The sequence below is a fragment of the Peribacillus simplex genome, assembly GCF_001578185.1.
In the GTDB taxonomy this organism is placed as follows: domain Bacteria; phylum Bacillota; class Bacilli; order Bacillales; family DSM-1321; genus Peribacillus; species Peribacillus simplex_A.
The window spans coordinates 30,001-46,663 of sequence record NZ_CP011008.1; the positions used below are offsets into that span (position 1 = coordinate 30,001).

At 42.0% G+C, this 16,663-nt stretch carries 15 protein-coding genes and 2 rRNA genes; 16 read left to right on the forward strand and 1 reads right to left on the reverse strand.

The window, feature by feature from the left end; all coding sequences use genetic code 11:
* The first annotated feature begins 14 nt into the window (after positions 1–14).
* From UP17_RS00155 to rsmI, 13 genes are all read left to right on the forward strand, one after another.
* Positions 15–2,948 (forward strand): 23S ribosomal RNA (locus tag UP17_RS00155).
* A gap of 64 nt (positions 2,949–3,012) precedes the next feature.
* Positions 3,013–3,128 (forward strand): 5S ribosomal RNA (rrf, locus tag UP17_RS00160).
* A 208-nt stretch (positions 3,129–3,336) separates the two neighbouring features.
* Positions 3,337–3,555, forward strand: coding sequence for a sigma factor G inhibitor Gin (locus UP17_RS00165; protein WP_081108652.1), 219 nt, complete (start codon positions 3,337–3,339; stop codon positions 3,553–3,555).
* A gap of 229 nt (positions 3,556–3,784) precedes the next feature.
* Complete coding sequence (locus UP17_RS00170) at positions 3,785–5,239, forward strand: aminotransferase class I/II-fold pyridoxal phosphate-dependent enzyme (RefSeq protein ID WP_061440310.1); 1,455 nt, start codon at positions 3,785–3,787, stop codon at positions 5,237–5,239.
* Positions 5,240–5,278: 39 nt separating this feature from the next.
* Positions 5,279–5,920, forward strand: coding sequence for a dTMP kinase (gene tmk / locus UP17_RS00175; RefSeq protein WP_061440311.1), 642 nt, complete (start codon positions 5,279–5,281; stop codon positions 5,918–5,920).
* 102 nt (positions 5,921–6,022) lie between these two features.
* A complete protein-coding gene (locus UP17_RS00180; protein ID WP_061440312.1) occupies positions 6,023–6,352 on the forward strand; it encodes a cyclic-di-AMP receptor in 330 nt (109 codons plus the stop codon).
* Positions 6,353–6,376: 24 nt separating this feature from the next.
* A complete protein-coding gene (locus UP17_RS00185; protein WP_061440313.1) occupies positions 6,377–6,817 on the forward strand; it encodes a YaaR family protein in 441 nt (146 codons plus the stop codon).
* 8 nt (positions 6,818–6,825) lie between these two features.
* The gene (holB, locus tag UP17_RS00190) at positions 6,826–7,830 is read left to right on the forward strand and encodes a DNA polymerase III subunit delta' (protein WP_155727169.1); all 1,005 of its coding nucleotides are present in this window, start codon (positions 6,826–6,828) and stop codon (positions 7,828–7,830) included.
* A 1-nt stretch (position 7,831) separates the two neighbouring features.
* Positions 7,832–8,662: a PSP1 domain-containing protein gene (locus tag UP17_RS00195; RefSeq protein ID WP_061440314.1), complete on the forward strand. Its 831-nt coding sequence runs from the start codon at positions 7,832–7,834 to the stop codon at positions 8,660–8,662.
* Positions 8,663–8,712: 50 nt separating this feature from the next.
* Positions 8,713–9,051: a DNA replication initiation control protein YabA gene (yabA, locus tag UP17_RS00200; protein WP_375166265.1), complete on the forward strand. Its 339-nt coding sequence runs from the start codon at positions 8,713–8,715 to the stop codon at positions 9,049–9,051.
* A gap of 178 nt (positions 9,052–9,229) precedes the next feature.
* Positions 9,230–9,973, forward strand: a complete 744-nt coding sequence (locus UP17_RS00205; protein WP_061440316.1) for a tRNA1(Val) (adenine(37)-N6)-methyltransferase — start codon at positions 9,230–9,232, stop codon at positions 9,971–9,973.
* Complete coding sequence (locus tag UP17_RS00210) at positions 9,960–10,220, forward strand: GIY-YIG nuclease family protein (protein ID WP_061440317.1); 261 nt, start codon at positions 9,960–9,962, stop codon at positions 10,218–10,220. The genes UP17_RS00205 and UP17_RS00210 overlap by 14 nt, the downstream gene beginning before the upstream one ends.
* 1 nt (position 10,221) lies before the next feature.
* Positions 10,222–11,103: a 16S rRNA (cytidine(1402)-2'-O)-methyltransferase gene (gene rsmI, locus UP17_RS00215; protein ID WP_061440318.1), complete on the forward strand. Its 882-nt coding sequence runs from the start codon at positions 10,222–10,224 to the stop codon at positions 11,101–11,103.
* A 64-nt stretch (positions 11,104–11,167) separates the two neighbouring features.
* Here the strand turns inward: rsmI and UP17_RS00220 are convergent, their stop codons facing one another.
* The gene (locus UP17_RS00220; protein WP_057915383.1) at positions 11,168–11,452 is read right to left on the reverse strand and encodes a transition state genes transcriptional regulator AbrB; all 285 of its coding nucleotides are present in this window, start codon (positions 11,450–11,452) and stop codon (positions 11,168–11,170) included.
* A gap of 624 nt (positions 11,453–12,076) precedes the next feature.
* Between UP17_RS00220 and metG the strand changes: the two genes are divergently transcribed.
* The 3 genes from metG (at position 12,077) to UP17_RS00235 (ending at position 16,448) form a co-directional block, all read left to right on the forward strand.
* Positions 12,077–14,038: a methionine--tRNA ligase gene (metG, locus tag UP17_RS00225; protein ID WP_061440319.1), complete on the forward strand. Its 1,962-nt coding sequence runs from the start codon at positions 12,077–12,079 to the stop codon at positions 14,036–14,038.
* Between the two features lie 209 nt (positions 14,039–14,247).
* On the forward strand, positions 14,248–15,015 hold the full coding sequence (locus UP17_RS00230; protein WP_061440320.1) for a TatD family hydrolase: 768 nt from the start codon (positions 14,248–14,250) through the stop codon (positions 15,013–15,015).
* Between the two features lie 278 nt (positions 15,016–15,293).
* Positions 15,294–16,448 (forward strand): G5 and 3D domain-containing protein, encoded by a 1,155-nt coding sequence (locus UP17_RS00235; RefSeq protein WP_250211734.1) that lies wholly within the window; start codon positions 15,294–15,296, stop codon positions 16,446–16,448.
* Positions 16,449–16,663: the final 215 nt, after the last annotated feature.

The window sequence follows — 16,663 nt, forward strand, 5'->3', positions numbered from 1 at the left end:
AGATCTTTTTTAACGGTTAAGTTAGAAAGGGCGCACGGTGGATGCCTTGGCACTAGGAGCCGATGAAGGACGGGACTAACACCGATATGCTTCGGGGAGCTGTAAGTAAGCTTTGATCCGGAGATTTCCGAATGGGGAAACCCACTGTTCGTAATGGAACAGTATCTTTACCTGAATACATAGGGTACTGAAGGCAGACCCGGGGAACTGAAACATCTAAGTACCCGGAGGAAGAGAAAGCAAATGCGATTTCCTGAGTAGCGGCGAGCGAAACGGAATTAGCCCAAACCAAGAGGCTTGCCTCTTGGGGTTGTAGGACACTCAACATGGAGTTACAAAGGAACGGGGTAAATGAAGTGATCTGGAAAGGTCCGTCAAAGAAGGTAAAAACCCTGTAGTTGAAACTTCGTTCCCTCCTGAGTGGATCCTGAGTACGGCGGGACACGAGAAATCCCGTCGGAAGCAGGGAGGACCATCTCCCAAGGCTAAATACTCCCTAGTGACCGATAGTGAACCAGTACCGTGAGGGAAAGGTGAAAAGCACCCCGGAAGGGGAGTGAAATAGATCCTGAAACCGTGTGCCTACAAGTAGTCAAAGCCCGTTAATGGGTAATGGCGTGCCTTTTGTAGAATGAACCGGCGAGTTACGATTTCATGCGAGGTTAAGTTGATAAGACGGAGCCGCAGCGAAAGCGAGTCTGAATAGGGCGAATGAGTATGAGGTCGTAGACCCGAAACCAGGTGATCTACCCATGTCCAGGGTGAAGTTCAGGTAACACTGAATGGAGGCCCGAACCCACGCACGTTGAAAAGTGCGGGGATGAGGTGTGGGTAGCGGAGAAATTCCAATCGAACCTGGAGATAGCTGGTTCTCTCCGAAATAGCTTTAGGGCTAGCCTCAAGATGAGAGTATTGGAGGTAGAGCACTGATTGGACTAGGGGCCCCCAACGGGTTACCGAATTCAGTCAAACTCCGAATGCCAAATACTTATTCTTGGGAGTCAGACTGCGAGTGATAAGATCCGTAGTCGAAAGGGAAACAGCCCAGACCACCAGCTAAGGTCCCAAAGTATACGTTAAGTGGAAAAGGATGTGGAGTTGCTTAGACAACCAGGATGTTGGCTCAGAAGCAGCCACCATTTAAAGAGTGCGTAATAGCTCACTGGTCGAGTGACTCCGCGCCGAAAATGTACCGGGGCTAAACGTATCACCGAAGCTGTGGATTGACACCATTTTGGTGTCGATGGTAGGAGAGCGTTCTAAGGGCGTTGAAGTCAGACCGGAAGGACTGGTGGAGCGCTTAGAAGTGAGAATGCCGGTATGAGTAGCGAAAGAAGGGTGAGAATCCCTTCCACCGAATGCCTAAGGTTTCCTGAGGAAGGCTCGTCCGCTCAGGGTTAGTCGGGACCTAAGCCGAGGCCGAAAGGCGTAGGCGATGGACAACAGGTTGATATTCCTGTACCACCTATACATCGTTTGAACGATGGGGGGACGCAGAAGGATAGGGTAAGCGCGCTGTTGGATATGCGCGTCCAAGCAGTTAGGCCGGAAACGAGGCAAATCCCGTTTCCATTAAGGCGGAGCTGTGATGGCGAGGGAAATATAGTACCGAAGTTCCTGATTCCACGCTGCCAAGAAAAGCCTCTAGTGAGATGTAAGGTGCCCGTACCGCAAACCGACACAGGTAGGCGAGGAGAGAATCCTAAGGTGTGCGAGAGAACTCTCGTTAAGGAACTCGGCAAAATGACCCCGTAACTTCGGGAGAAGGGGTGCTTTTTAGGGTGAATAGCCCGGAAAAGCCGCAGTGAATAGGCCCAGGCGACTGTTTAGCAAAAACACAGGTCTCTGCGAAGCCGCAAGGCGAAGTATAGGGGCTGACACCTGCCCGGTGCTGGAAGGTTAAGGGGAGAGGTTAGCGCAAGCGAAGCTTTGAACCGAAGCCCCAGTAAACGGCGGCCGTAACTATAACGGTCCTAAGGTAGCGAAATTCCTTGTCGGGTAAGTTCCGACCCGCACGAAAGGTGTAACGATCTGGGCACTGTCTCAACGAGAGACTCGGTGAAATTATAGTACCTGTGAAGATGCAGGTTACCCGCGACAGGACGGAAAGACCCCGTGGAGCTTTACTGCAGCCTGATATTGAATTTTGGTACAGCTTGTACAGGATAGGTAGGAGCCTGAGAAGCCGGAGCGCTAGCTTCGGTGGAGGCGTTGGTGGGATACTACCCTGGCTGTATTGAAATTCTAACCCGCGCCCCTTATCGGGGTGGGAGACAGTGTCAGGTGGGCAGTTTGACTGGGGCGGTCGCCTCCTAAAGAGTAACGGAGGCGCCCAAAGGTTCCCTCAGAATGGTTGGAAATCATTCGTAGAGTGTAAAGGCACAAGGGAGCTTGACTGCGAGACCTACAAGTCGAGCAGGGACGAAAGTCGGGCTTAGTGATCCGGTGGTTCCGCATGGAAGGGCCATCGCTCAACGGATAAAAGCTACCCCGGGGATAACAGGCTTATCTCCCCCAAGAGTCCACATCGACGGGGAGGTTTGGCACCTCGATGTCGGCTCATCGCATCCTGGGGCTGTAGTCGGTCCCAAGGGTTGGGCTGTTCGCCCATTAAAGCGGTACGCGAGCTGGGTTCAGAACGTCGTGAGACAGTTCGGTCCCTATCCGTCGCGGGCGCAGGAAATTTGAGAGGAGCTGTCCTTAGTACGAGAGGACCGGGATGGACGCACCGCTGGTGTACCAGTTGTCTTGCCAAAGGCATAGCTGGGTAGCTACGTGCGGACGGGATAAGTGCTGAAAGCATCTAAGCATGAAGCCCCCCTCAAGATGAGATTTCCCATGGCGCAAGCTAGTAAGATCCCTGAAAGATGATCAGGTTGATAGGTCAGAGGTGGAAGCGTGGCGACATGTGGAGCTGACTGATACTAATAGATCGAGGACTTAACCAACGCTTTTTAAAAAATGAAATACCTTCTTATTATCTAGTTTTGAAGGAACAACGTTCCTGATATGTTTGGTGGCGATAGCGAAGAGGTCACACCCGTTCCCATTCCGAACACGGCAGTTAAGCTCTTCAGCGCCGATGGTAGTTGGGGGTTTCCCCCTGTGAGAGTAGGACGCCGCCAAGCCATTTAAAAAGATCAGCCATCCGGCTGGTCTTTTTTGTTGAATGAAAAGAAAAATCATTAGATATAAAGGGTTTATCAATTATGGAAACTTTTATAAAGACATACACGTATTGAAAAACTTCATCATACATTGTTAAAAGCATCCCCGGTTCTCTTAAACTATTTAAATTAATGTATGTGAACAATGGTTTTTGGGGAGAATGCAGGTATGGAGGTGGAGATGTTGGGGACAACAACAACCAAAACAACGGCAGGGGAATCGTGCGTGGTTTGTGAACAAATAAAAGGGATGGGAATACATCTATATACGACTTTTATTTGTGAGGAATGTGAAAGGGATATGATCGGGACGGATACGAACGATCCAAAGTACAAATATTACTTAAAGCAATTAAGAAAAATCAATAATCCTGAAATATTTTCATGAATAAGCAGTTTGAGAAAAGTTAAAGAGTCAGAGAATGAAGAAATGGAGTGTTTCTTTATTCTCTGACTCTTTTTTTGGTACTTTAGAAGAATGCTTGCTAACAAGCTGCGTTTCTGTATTTAAACAGAGTGTTCGAAGATACATAATTGCCTTTCTGTCGAGCAATAAGAGATAAATATGAACTTATTTGATAAAATGAAAAAATACTATGATTTGAGGGAAGAGAAAAATGAATCAATCACAGACACCATTGTTCGATGCAATGAGTGCCCTTTATAAAAAAAGACCAATATCCCTGCATGTGCCAGGACATAAAAATGGATGGGTCTTTAGTAAAAAGGGCGAAGCAATATATAACCCCCTGCTTGGCATAGATGCCACGGAGATAAGCGGTTTAGATGACCTTCATGCTCCAGAGGGCGCCATTTTAAAGTCCGAGCAACTGCTCGCTGATTTATATGGGGTAAAGAAAAGTTACTTTCTGGTTAATGGGTCAACCGTAGGCAACATTGCGATGATTCTTGCTACCTGCCGTGAAGGTGATAAAGTGCTTGTCCAAAGAAATTGCCATAAATCAATTTTGCATGGGTTGATGTTAGCGAATGTACAGCCGATTTTTTTACAGCCGGATTTTTATGAGGAATGGGGCATTGCTGGTGGTGTAGGATCAAAATTAATTGAAGAAGCTTTGAGTGCCAATCCAGATGTTAAAGCCATCGTTGTAACCTACCCGAATTATTATGGTCTTGGTGAAGACTTGACGGAATTGGTGAGACTTGCACATCAAAAGGGAATCCCGGTGCTGGTGGACGAAGCACATGGCGCTCACTTTCAGTTAGGAAGTCCGTTTCCTAAAACAGCTATTTTCGCAGGGGCAGATGCCGTTGTCCATTCAGCACATAAAACACTGCCGGCTATGACGATGGGGTCATATCTTCATGTCAATTCATCCTTAGTTGATGTGGGGCAAGTATCATTCTATTTACAAATGCTTCAGTCTAGCAGCCCGTCTTACCCAATTATGGGATCGCTCGACTTAGCCAGAGCATACTTAGCCGCTTTTACATCAGAAGATAAAAAATCCCTTATTAAAAAGATATCAGATTTCAGACGGGAATTGGGCGCCCTACAAACAGTAAGGGTGTTAGAGGCGCCACCAGGTACTTCAGCAGACCCATTGAAAGTAGTCATTCAATCAACAAATGGCTTAAGCGGGTTTGAGTTACAGCAGCTATGTGAAGCCGAAGGCATTTTTACAGAATTAGCTGATCCTAATAATTTATTAATGATTTTACCTTTATTAAAAACGAGTATCGATTTTCCCTTTCAAGAAATCGTTCAAAATATAAAAAGTGCGACTAAAGACAGAACTGGAAGCGTCGAAGCAAATCAAGTGGGTAGCTGGTTTGCTGGAAGTTCGATTACGGCTCTGGAAATTACTTACTCCGTCATGAAGCATAGTAAATCGAGACCGGTTGTATTGAGAGAAGCCGTAGGAGAGGTATCTGCCGAGATGGTCATCCCTTATCCGCCAGGAATTCCATTAATTATGTCCGGGGAAATGATTACGACAGATCATATTACCAATTTGAAGAGACTGCTTGAACTGGGATCAAGGTTTCATGGAGGTTCCTCCCTTTCAAACGGAGAGTTGATCGTTTATGAAAGCGGGCATGCTGGTTAAAATGATATACTACAAACAAAGAACCTTGGAGGTACATCGATGAAACGTGGTATTTTTATTACAATGGAAGGGCCCGAGGGTGCTGGGAAAACAACAATTACCCAAATGCTTGGCAAGGCTCTGCAACAAGAAGGCTACAAAGTCCTATTAACGCGTGAGCCAGGGGGAGTTCCCATTTCGGAGCAGATTAGGGAAGTGATCCTTAATAAGGATAATACAGCTATGGACTCGAGAACAGAGGCCTTATTATATGCAGCGGCTAGACGTCAGCATTTAGTGGAAGTGGTCATGCCGGAGTTGGAACGAGGGGGAATTGTCCTCTGTGACCGATTTATAGATAGCTCGTTAGCCTACCAAGGCCATGCAAGGGGTTTGGATATTGAAGAGGTTTACAGTATCAATAAATTCGCAATTGGAGATATGATGCCCGATGCCACTTTCTTTTTTGATATAGATCCAGAAGAAGGATTGAGACGTATCCAGGCCAATGGGGAACGGGAAGTGAACCGGCTGGATCTTGAAGCCCTGGACTTTCATAAAAAAGTTTGTGAGGGGTATCAGTCCATTATAAATAGATGGGAAGACCGTTTTATTATCATTGATGCAGGACGTACAGTTGATGAAGTTTTTGAAGAAGCGAAAGCCAGTTTGTTTAATTATCTGGAGAAAACAGGGAATTAAATATTAGGTTTCCATATTATTCAACCCGAATACTATTCCAAGCAAAGACTAGTTGCTATAATGGAGTTAGGAAAAATTCAGAGTAACCGGAGGATGATGAGAATGAAAATGATCATTGCTGTCGTTCAAGACAAGGATAGTCATCGCCTGCTAAATGAATTAGTTGAAAATAATTTCGGAACAACCAAGCTAGCCAGCACTGGCGGGTTTTTAAAATCAGGTAATACGACTTTTATGATTGGCACAGAGGATGAACGTGTTGACCAAGCCATCCAGATCATCAAACAGAATTGTCAGTCACGATCCCAGTTAGTATCACCGGTTTCTCCGATGGGCGGGAATGCCGAGTCCTATGTACCTTACCCAGTGGAGATTCAAGTAGGCGGTGCGACCATTTTTGTTCTGCCGGTTGAAAACTTTTTACAATTCTAACGGTTAGCTGCAGGGAGGTTCATTATGAAAATCAACCATGATACTCCTATTAAGCTGGATAAATCGCGCCAGGATGCCAAACAGTTTCAAATCGGGAATGGAAGATTTAAACAAATGGTCCAGACGCAGGATCAAAAAATGCAAATCCAAACATTAAACCGTTTGATAGGCGATATAGAAGGGGCGGGACAGCGTTTAGTAAGGTCACGTACTTTTAGGGAACTGGCAAAATATAAAGCATTAGTGAAACGGTTTGTTAAAGAAGCGGTTGAATATGGACTGGAACTGAAGCAATCCACTAGCTGGAACCAATATGGACAGAGCCGGCCGTTGAAAACCGTGGAAACGATAGATGCAAGATTAGTGGAGTTAAGCGAGGAAATTCTTAATAAAGAGAAAAGCTCGCTTGAAATATTGGAAATGATAGGTGAAGTTAAAGGTCTTCTGATTAATTTATATACTTAAGTGAGTTGATGGTTTTGGATAAAACATGGCAGGACATGAATCAAATTCAGCCGCAGGTAATGATGATGCTGCAAAATAGCATAATGAAGAACAGGGTGGCTCATGCGTATTTATTTGAAGGGGAAAAAGGGACGGGTAAGCAAGATATAAGCAAAACCTTTGCCAAAAGCTTATTATGTGAAGCACCAAAAGCGGGTTATAAGCCATGCGAACTTTGCCGAAATTGCAAACGGATTTCCAGTGGGAACCATCCTGATGTCCATTTAATAGAAAAAGACGGTCTTTCAATAAAGAAAGAACAAATTAAGGAGCTCCAAGAAGAATTTTCAAAAAAAAGCGTAGAGGCGGATCGAAAGGTTTATATGATTGCCGATGCGGACAAAATGTCAGTGGGGGCAGCCAACAGTCTATTGAAATTTTTAGAAGAACCTTCGGCCGATACCGTAGCAATATTGATGACCGAACAGCTTCAGAGGATTCTGCCGACCATATTATCAAGATGCCAAGTGATTTCGTTCAAGCCATTATCCCCGGAGAATGTGAAACGGAAGCTGATAGAACAGGATTTAGAACCGCAGCTTGCCTCGGTTATTGCACATATAACACAGAATGTGGAAGCTGGAATCGAGCTTAGCAATGATGAATGGTTTGTACAAGCTCAAAAAATAGTGGTAAAATTATATGAAGTGTTAAAACTTAATTCCTTGAAGGCATTGTTGTACCTGCAGACGGATTGGTTTTCACACTTTAAAGAAAGAGAACAGGTTGACAGAGGTCTTGATTTGTTACTTCTTATATATAAGGATTTATTATACATTCAGTTGGACAAAAAGGACTTCGTTGTATTCCAAAATAAACTGAAGGAATTTGAAACTCACGCTCTTCATCTTTCCCCAAGACGCCTTGCTGAACATATGGGTTGTATTTTGGAAGCAAAACGGAAGCTGATGTCCAACACGAATCCACAGCTGTTGATGGAACAGCTTGTGCTGAATTTGCAGGAGGGATCATGATTTGTATGATGTTGTAGGTGTCCGTTTTAAAAAGGCGGGCAAAATATACTACTTTGATCCGGGTGAATTCGCTATTCCTAAGGACGATTTTGTAATAGTGGAGACTGTCCGCGGTGTTGAATTCGGTAAAGTTGTTACAGCCCGTAAACAAGTAGATGAAAACGATGTTGTCCTGCCGTTAAAAAAAGTACTTCGGGTCGCTGATGCAAAAGATAAGCTGATTGTTGATGAGAACAAGGCGGCTGCAGAAGAGGCCTACTCTATATGTTGCCAAAAGGTTGTTGAGCATAAGCTGGATATGAAGCTGGTTGATGTGTCATATACTTTCGACAGAAATAAGGTCGTGTTTTATTTTACAGCGGATGGTCGCGTGGATTTCCGTGATTTAGTCAAAGATTTAGCTGCCATATTCAGAACTCGGATAGAACTGCGCCAAATTGGGGTAAGGGATGAGGCCAAGATGCTTGGTGGCATTGGACCTTGTGGCAGAATGCTTTGTTGCTCCACATTTCTTGGAGATTTTGAACCGGTTTCCATCAAAATGGCGAAGGATCAGAATTTATCATTGAACCCTACAAAAATCTCAGGATTATGCGGTCGATTGATGTGCTGTCTGAAATATGAAAATGACGAGTATGAAAGTGCGAAGGAAATGCTTCCTGATTTAGGTGAAATGATTAATACGCCTGGTGGCAAAGGCAAGGTAGTGGGGCTTAATATTCTAGAACGCGTACTTCAGATTGAACTAATCGAGCAGGAAAGAGTATTAGAGTATACTCTTGATGAGATTCTAAAAGAGGGAGCCGTTTCTATTCAAGCCACAGATTATTAAGGTGGTGGGAGAGCGTGGATAAGAAAGATATTTTTGAGTCGGTGACCAATATGGAAACCCAGATAGGCCAATTATATAAGCAGCTTGGAGAATTGAAGCAGAACTTAGCTGAAATCCTTGAGGAAAATCAGTCGCTCAAGCTGGAGAACGAACACTTGCGTCATCGGTTAGGTCTTGTGGAAGTCGAAAGTGCGCCTGCTGCAGTGAAGGTTAAACAAAAAGTGAAAAACCGTACTGCTAGTACGGACAAGGTTATGGATATCGGGGAAGGCTATGATAATCTAGCCCGTATCTATCAAGAAGGCTTCCATATTTGCAATCTGCATTTTGGCAGTTTACGAAAAGAAGGAGATTGCCTGTTCTGTTTATCTTTTTTAAACAAAAAGTGATAATGGAATAATATAAAAGATGTTCCATCTCTTTTACGTGATAGATAGACCGTTTACAATATATAGTGATTCGGGGTCTGACGCATACTATGAGTCAGATCCCTTTTTTTACGATACGAATGTCGAAGCATGGACCCTAAACATGCGTTTTCCATACATAATTAGGAGGGTAACAGCAATGGTAGAACTTAAAGGAGATGAACGCCTGGATTATCTATTGGCTGAGAATTTAAGGATCATCCAGAGCCCATCAGTATTCTCTTTTTCATTAGATGCCGTTTTATTATCAAGGTTCGTAAATGTCCCGATCCAAAAAGGGAAAATCGTAGATCTTTGCTCAGGGAATGGGGTCATCCCCTTGCTGCTGAGTACAAGAACGAAAGGGACAATTACAGGTGTTGAGATTCAAGAGCGGTTATATGACATGGCCAAGAGGAGCATGGACTATAATGGCGTATCCTCCCGGATCGAAATGATTCATGGGGATATAAAAGAGATTCCGAAGCAGATAGGATACAGCAAGTATGACGTGGTTACTTGCAATCCACCCTATTTCCCGACGCCATCAATTGAGGAAATGAATAAAAATGAGCATTTTGCAATTGCCCGTCATGAAATAATGTGTAATCTTGAGGACGTCATGCGTATTTCAAGCCAGTTGCTGCGTCAAGGTGGAAAAGCGGCATTCGTTCATAGGCCGGGCCGTCTGATGGATATCCTGCGATTAATGAAGATGTACAGGATTGAACCGAAGCGATTGCAATTCGTTTATCCAAAAAGCTCGAAAGAAGCAAATACGATTCTAATTGAAGGGATAAAGGACGGCAACCCTGATTTGAAGATTTTACCTCCTCTTGTTGTGTATAACGACCAAAATGATTATAATCCGGAAATAAAAAGGATTTTATATGGAGAGGAATAAGCACTATTTTTATGTTTTAAAATGCAAGGACGGCAGCTATTATGCTGGGTATACAAATGACTTGGATCGTAGGATTGATGCTCATAATCAAGGCAGGGGGGCAAAGTATACCCGAGGACGGACCCCGGTTGAACTGATTCATCATGAAATATTTGAAACACAGACATTGGCCATGCGGGCTGAATATAAGTTTAAGCAATTAACAAGAAAACAAAAGCAAAAGTGGATGGCAAAGGAGGATGCATGATATGTGGCAACAAAAGAGTTTTGAAAAAGAAGGATTGGAGCCAGCTCTATATCTGGTTCCTACACCGATAGGAAACCTTGAAGATATGAGCTTTCGGGCTTTAAGAATCTTAAAGGAAGCGGATGTCATTGCAGCTGAGGACACACGAAATACGAAGAAATTATGCAACTACTTTGAAATTTCGACACCTATCGTCAGTTACCATGAACATAATAAAGAATATAGCGGGAAACAGATGCTCGAGCGGCTTCGATCAGGAGAGGTCATCGCATTGGTAAGTGATGCTGGCTTGCCAACGATATCCGATCCGGGATATGAACTGGTCAAAGATGCCATTGCTGAACAGTTTAAAGTCATTCCGTTGCCAGGTGCCAATGCTGCATTAACTGCATTGATTGCATCTGGGCTCATTCCACAGCCTTTTTACTTTTATGGCTTTTTACAACGGGGAGCAAAAGAAAAAAAGCAGGAGCTGGAAAAGTTAAAAAAAATGGAATCCACATGGATCATTTATGAATCGCCACATCGATTAAAAGAAACGTTGAAACATATGCATGAAATTTTAGGTGACCGTCGAATAGTATTATGTCGCGAATTAACTAAGAAATTTGAAGAGTTCATTCGAGGGACGGTAAGTGAAGCATTGACGTGGGCGATGGAATCCGAGATTCGCGGTGAGTTCTGTTTAATAATAGAAGGTGGACAATTGACTGAGGATGAATCTGAGGAAGCTTGGTGGGCGGCACTTGATTTAGTCGGTCATGTTAATCATTATATAGAAAACAAGCAGCTCAATTCAAAGGACGCAATCAAGCAGGTCGCAAAAGATCGCAATATACAAAAACGCGATGTATATCAAGCGTATCACATTGATATACAATAAAAATTATAACGATAAATAAGCAAAAAAAAACTTCCGAAGATCGGAAGTTTTTTTTTTATATCATTTATTTAGAAGTAGTGAAGTTTTGTTGAATTTCTTGGATAAGTAATTCAGCACCTTCACGACTAAGAATCAATTTACCATTAGCAAGTGTAAGGTTATTATCGGAAACTTCACCTGTAACTTGGCAAGTCATGTTTGGTTTGTATTTTTTCAAGATGATGCGTTCGTCATCAACATAGATCTCAAGAGCATCTTTCTCAGCAATACCCAATGTACGACGAAGTTCGATTGGAATAACCACCCGGCCTAACTCATCAACTTTACGAACAATACCTGTAGATTTCATTTTAAAATTCTCCTCTCAGTTACAATCTAGTACCCTATTTCTATTTTTTTCGCCAATATTCGACAAATTTTTTTATAAATTTATAATACCAGCCATTCCCAAATCCGTCAATGATTTATTTTCATTTTTTTGTAAAAAAGAAAGCGGCTGCATTCCGATGAAAAAAAGACTTTTAAAGAGAAAAAAATGTTTATGTCTTTATAATTCAAGAAATAATAGGCTGCAAATAATTACTCAATTCACCACAATTCGACAAAGTGTGCATGTATCTCTCCATCTTTATTATATGATTAAATGCAATTTAGTTTCAAAACAAAAGTTCTTAATTAAGGATAATTTTCCAGGGATATTTTCAAATTTGTGAGTTGTTGCACAAAAAAAGAATTTTAGGTATATTTTGTTGAGGTAAGAGGTAATGCTGACATAAGGGAAGCTCACATCGTGAACCCTTATTTTAAAATGACATTTACTTATATTATTTTTTATTCTATTAACATGTTGATTAGTGATTATTGTCGCGTAGAATCGTATATAGCGTTAAAATAGAGATAATAGCTTAAATATATAGTCTTATGGCTTTGGGCAGTCCTAAAGCGGTTTTGCAAAAGATGAGGAGGGAACGAAGTGCAAGAAAAATTAAAAACATTCTATATCACGACACCCATATATTATCCGAGTGGTAATTTACATATAGGGCACGCATATACGACAGTGGCAGGTGATGCCATGGCTCGTTATAAAAGGATGCGTGGTTTTGATGTCATGTATTTAACAGGCACTGATGAACATGGTCAAAAAATCCAGCGTAAAGCAGCTGAAGAAGGAATCACTCCACAGCAATATGTAGATAATATCGTATCAGGGATTAAAGAGCTCTGGGAAAAACTTGATATTTCTTATGATGATTTCATTAGGACGACAGAAGATCGCCATAAAGAGGTTGTAGCCAAGATCTTTAAAAGGCTATTGGACCAGGGTGATATATACTTGGATCAATATGAAGGGTGGTATTGTACACCTTGTGAATCTTTCTTCACGGATCGTCAGGTGGAAGAAAGCAATGGAAACTGTCCAGATTGCGGCAGACCTGTTGAAAAGGTGAAAGAAGAGTCTTATTTCTTTAAGATGAGTAAATATGCGGATCGATTACTGAAGTTTTATGAGGAAAATCCGGATTTCATTCAACCGGAATCCCGCAAAAACGAAATGATCAATAACTTCATCAAACCTGGATTGGAAGATTTGGCCGTTTCACGTACTACTTTCGATTGGGGCATCAAGGTGCCAGGAGATCCAAAGCACGTTATTTATGTATGGATTGATGCATTGACTAACTATATAACGGCATTAGGGTATGGAACGGATAATGACTCTAAATACCTGAATTATTGGCCTGCGGATGTACATCTTGTCGGAAAGGAAATTGTCCGTTTCCATACAATTTATTGGCCGATTATGTTAATGGCTCTTGACGTACCGCTTCCTAAGAAAGTCTTTGCACATGGCTGGCTTCTCATGAAAGATGGTAAAATGTCCAAATCAAAAGGGAATGTAGTGGATCCCGTTACATTGATTGATCGTTATGGTTTGGATTCTTTACGGTATTACTTATTGCGTGAAGTCCCATTTGGTTCTGATGGAGTATTTACACCGGAAGGGTTTGTAGAACGGATCAATTTTGACCTCGCAAATGATTTAGGGAATTTATTAAATAGAACAGTGGCAATGGTCAATAAGTACTTTGATGGTGTTATTCCAAGTTACGAAGGATCAAATGGCGAATTCGAAAAAGCTTTGGTTGAAATGAACCAAAGCACTGTAGGCAAGTATGAGGAAGCCATGGAAAACATGGAATTTTCAGTTGCACTCACATCCATTTGGCAACTCGTGAGCAGAACTAATAAATTCATTGATGAAACCCAGCCATGGACTCTTGCTAAAGATGAATCAAGGAAAGAAGACCTTGCCAGTGTCATGGTTCATTTGGCGGAGTCATTACGCAGGACGGCAATTCTTTTAAAGCCTTTCTTGACGCAAACACCGGAAAAAATCTTTGCTCAGCTTAGCATCAAAGATAATGCTTTAAAATCATGGGATAGCTTAGCGGAGTTCGGTCAAATTCCTGCTGAAACAAAAGTTTTGAAGGGTGAGCCGATCTTCCCCCGTTTGGATATGGAAGAGGAAGTTTTATATATTAAAGAACAAATGCAGGGTGGAGCCCCTGAGGCCGAGGAAAAAGTGGAAGAGACGATTCCAGAGGTTGATGAAATCACTATTGATGACTTTACAAAAGTAGAGCTCCGTGTTGCTCAGGTCATGGAAGTGGAGCCGGTAAAGAAAGCGGATAAGCTTCTTAAACTGCAGCTTGATTTAGGTTATGAGAAACGGCAAGTCGTATCAGGAATTGCTCAGCACTATAAACCTGAAGATTTAGTAGGCAAAAAAGTGATATGCGTAACGAATTTGAAACCTGTTAAACTTCGTGGAGAGCTCTCTCAAGGGATGATATTGGCGGGCAGCCAGGATGGTGTGCTCTCAGTCGCTACAATAGATTCATCGATTCCAAATGGTTCAAAGGTGAAATAAACCCACGAAAACATAAAGGTGTTTCATATGAAACATTTTTATGTTTTTTTCTTTATGTTTTTGGAGAAAGTAAATTATACAGGTTTTGATTATTAGGTCTATTTTTACTTGTTGGGCATATAGGCTCCTTTGTAATCTTTTTGTTACCTAAATGTGAAACATAAAACTTTCATTTTTTTATAAAATAGTGCTAGAAAGGAAGAAAAATAATGTTATTTGACACACATGTACATGTTAATGCAGAACAATTCAACGAGGATCTCGATGATGTCATAGAACGAGCTAAGGAAGCAGGAGTGAATAATATGGTAGTCGTTGGTTTTGACCAGCCTACCATTATAAGGGCAATGGAATTAATAGAAACTTATGATTTCATGTATGCCGCAGTCGGATGGCATCCAGTGGACGCTATAGATATGACCGAGAAGGACTTACAATGGATCGAGGAGTTATCCAATCATCCAAAGGTTGTAGCTATTGGTGAAATGGGTCTTGATTATCATTGGGATAAATCACCTAAAGATGTTCAAATGGAGGTATTCAGGAAGCAAATCCGATTGGCGAAAAAAGTGGGGCTGCCCATCATCATCCATAATCGGGAAGCGACTGCGGATATCGTGAACATATTAAAGGAGGAAGCGGCATCAGAGGTGGGAGGCATCATGCATTGCTTTAGCGGAAGTGCAGAAACAGCTTTGGAATGCATCAATATGAATTTTTATATTTCATTGGGTGGCCCTGTGACCTTCAAGAATGCAAAAAAGCCAAAAGAGGTAGCGGCGGCCGTACCTTTAGAGCGTTTACTGATTGAAACTGATTGTCCATATTTGGCTCCGCATCCATATAGAGGAAAGCGTAATGAACCTTCCTATGTGAAGCTTGTTGCTGAACAAATCGCAGAAATCAAACAACTCACAATAGAGGAAGTTTCCCAGGCAACAACCGAAAATGCCAAGAAATTATTCGGCATTAACTGACAGCTTTTTTTACAATATCTCCCGGGATTAGCTAGCCAAAATCGCATTTTTTTAGATTTCTACAAATCTTACACCTATTTTAGGCTTATTATGTCGAGAATTCGCCCTTTCCTTTTCACCATAAGATATGCATAATAGGTAGTAATTTCCTAAATGAGAAGTGAATGGGTTGACAGCTTGATAACTATGTCTATATAATCACCGGGAGGAAGGAGGAGTTTTTCATTCTATTAAAAACTATGAAAAACCTTATTCCCAAACCTTTTGGGAAGAAGAGAATGGCAATTGCCATATGCAGTGCGATTCTTGTTTCTACAGCATTGGGAATACTAATCCATCAAGGAACAAAGCATACAGTCACAATAATGCTAGACGGAAAAAAAGAGGTAGTGCGGACACACGCTGCTACTGTAAATGATATGTTGAAAGATTTAAAGATTACTGTTAAAGCGGCAGACTATGTCCACCCATCAAGAGACACGGCGGTTGAAGATGATTTAGAGGTGGTTTGGAAGCCTGCACAAAAAATCGTCTTGGTACAAGATGGTAAGGCGGAGAAAGTTTGGTCCACTGCCGATACGGTAGACGAACTTTTAAAAGAACAAGATCTGAGTGTGAAGGAACAGGATAAGATTACGCCTTCAAAAAATACGAAGCTGAATGCCAATATGGAAGTTTCCATAGACAAAGCCTTTTCACTGAAATTAGTGGTAGCTGGAGACGAAAAGAAGGTATGGTCAACTTCGACTACTGTCGCTGACTTTTTAAAGCAACAAGGAGTAAAACTCAATGATTTGGATCGGGTTGAGCCAGAATTAGCCGAAAAAGTTGAAGCTGAGAATACGGTAAACGTAATTCGAATTGAAAAAGTCACCGATGTAGTGGAAGAACCAGTTGACTTTGCTGTCATAACTAAAAAAGATGACTCCTTATCAAAAGGGAAAGAGAAAATTGTTAAAGAAGGAAAAGACGGACTCATTTCTAAGGAATATGAAGTTATTAAAGAGGATGGCAAAGAGGTCAAAAGAGAATTACTTTCAGAAAAAGTTGTTAGTAAAAAGCAGGATAAAGTTGTGACGGTCGGAACTAAAACAACGGTTGCCCAGGCTTCCCGCGGAGTAACTAACGTTAGTTCTACTAGTGGAAAAGAAATATACGTATCATCAACGGCTTATACTGCCAGTTGTAAGGGCTGTTCCGGTGTCACGTCAACAGGCGTAGATCTAAAGAGTAGTCCGGGTGCGAAAATAATTGCTGTCGATCCAAGCGTAATCCCTATGGGGTCGAAAGTATATGTAGAGGGCTATGGCTATGCAGTAGCTGCTGACAAAGGCGGGGCAATAAAGGGAAATAGAATTGACGTCTTCTTTTCCTCAAAAAATGATGCCTATCGCTGGGGTGTAAAGAAAGTTAAGATTCGGGTATTGGACTAATAAGGTTTCTCTCGCAGGAGATGAATTCGTCTCCTGCTTTTTGACGTTTTATTTTTCCACTTCTTGAAAAAGCCCATGTAAAACTGTTTTAATAAGATAGACGACTTAATATTCCATAAGATTTCATAATAAGCGTTTAAACTTTCATAAAGATGTTGACCTGGATTCACTCCTATCCTGGAAATTAAAAAGAAAAAGGGTGGGTGTCCAACGCG

Bases quoted from the DNA above. Each gene is read 5' to 3' on its own strand.
- UP17_RS00165 (WP_081108652.1), top strand. From the start codon at position 3,337: ATGGAGGTGGAGATGTTGGGGACAACAACAACCAAAACAACGGCAGGG.
- UP17_RS00170 (WP_061440310.1), top strand. From the start codon at position 3,785: ATGAATCAATCACAGACACCATTGTTCGATGCAATGAGTGCCCTTTAT.
- tmk (WP_061440311.1), top strand. From the start codon at position 5,279: ATGAAACGTGGTATTTTTATTACAATGGAAGGGCCCGAGGGTGCTGGG.
- UP17_RS00180 (WP_061440312.1), top strand. From the start codon at position 6,023: ATGAAAATGATCATTGCTGTCGTTCAAGACAAGGATAGTCATCGCCTG.
- UP17_RS00185 (WP_061440313.1), top strand. From the start codon at position 6,377: ATGAAAATCAACCATGATACTCCTATTAAGCTGGATAAATCGCGCCAG.
- holB (WP_155727169.1), top strand. From the start codon at position 6,826: ATGGTTTTGGATAAAACATGGCAGGACATGAATCAAATTCAGCCGCAG.
- yabA (WP_375166265.1), top strand. From the start codon at position 8,713: ATGGAAACCCAGATAGGCCAATTATATAAGCAGCTTGGAGAATTGAAG.
- UP17_RS00205 (WP_061440316.1), top strand. From the start codon at position 9,230: ATGGTAGAACTTAAAGGAGATGAACGCCTGGATTATCTATTGGCTGAG.
- UP17_RS00210 (WP_061440317.1), top strand. From the start codon at position 9,960: ATGGAGAGGAATAAGCACTATTTTTATGTTTTAAAATGCAAGGACGGC.
- rsmI (WP_061440318.1), top strand. From the start codon at position 10,222: ATGTGGCAACAAAAGAGTTTTGAAAAAGAAGGATTGGAGCCAGCTCTA.
- UP17_RS00220 (WP_057915383.1), bottom strand. From the start codon at position 11,452: ATGAAATCTACAGGTATTGTTCGTAAAGTTGATGAGTTAGGCCGGGTG.
- UP17_RS00230 (WP_061440320.1), top strand. From the start codon at position 14,248: ATGTTATTTGACACACATGTACATGTTAATGCAGAACAATTCAACGAG.
- UP17_RS00235 (WP_250211734.1), top strand. From the start codon at position 15,294: ATGGCAATTGCCATATGCAGTGCGATTCTTGTTTCTACAGCATTGGGA.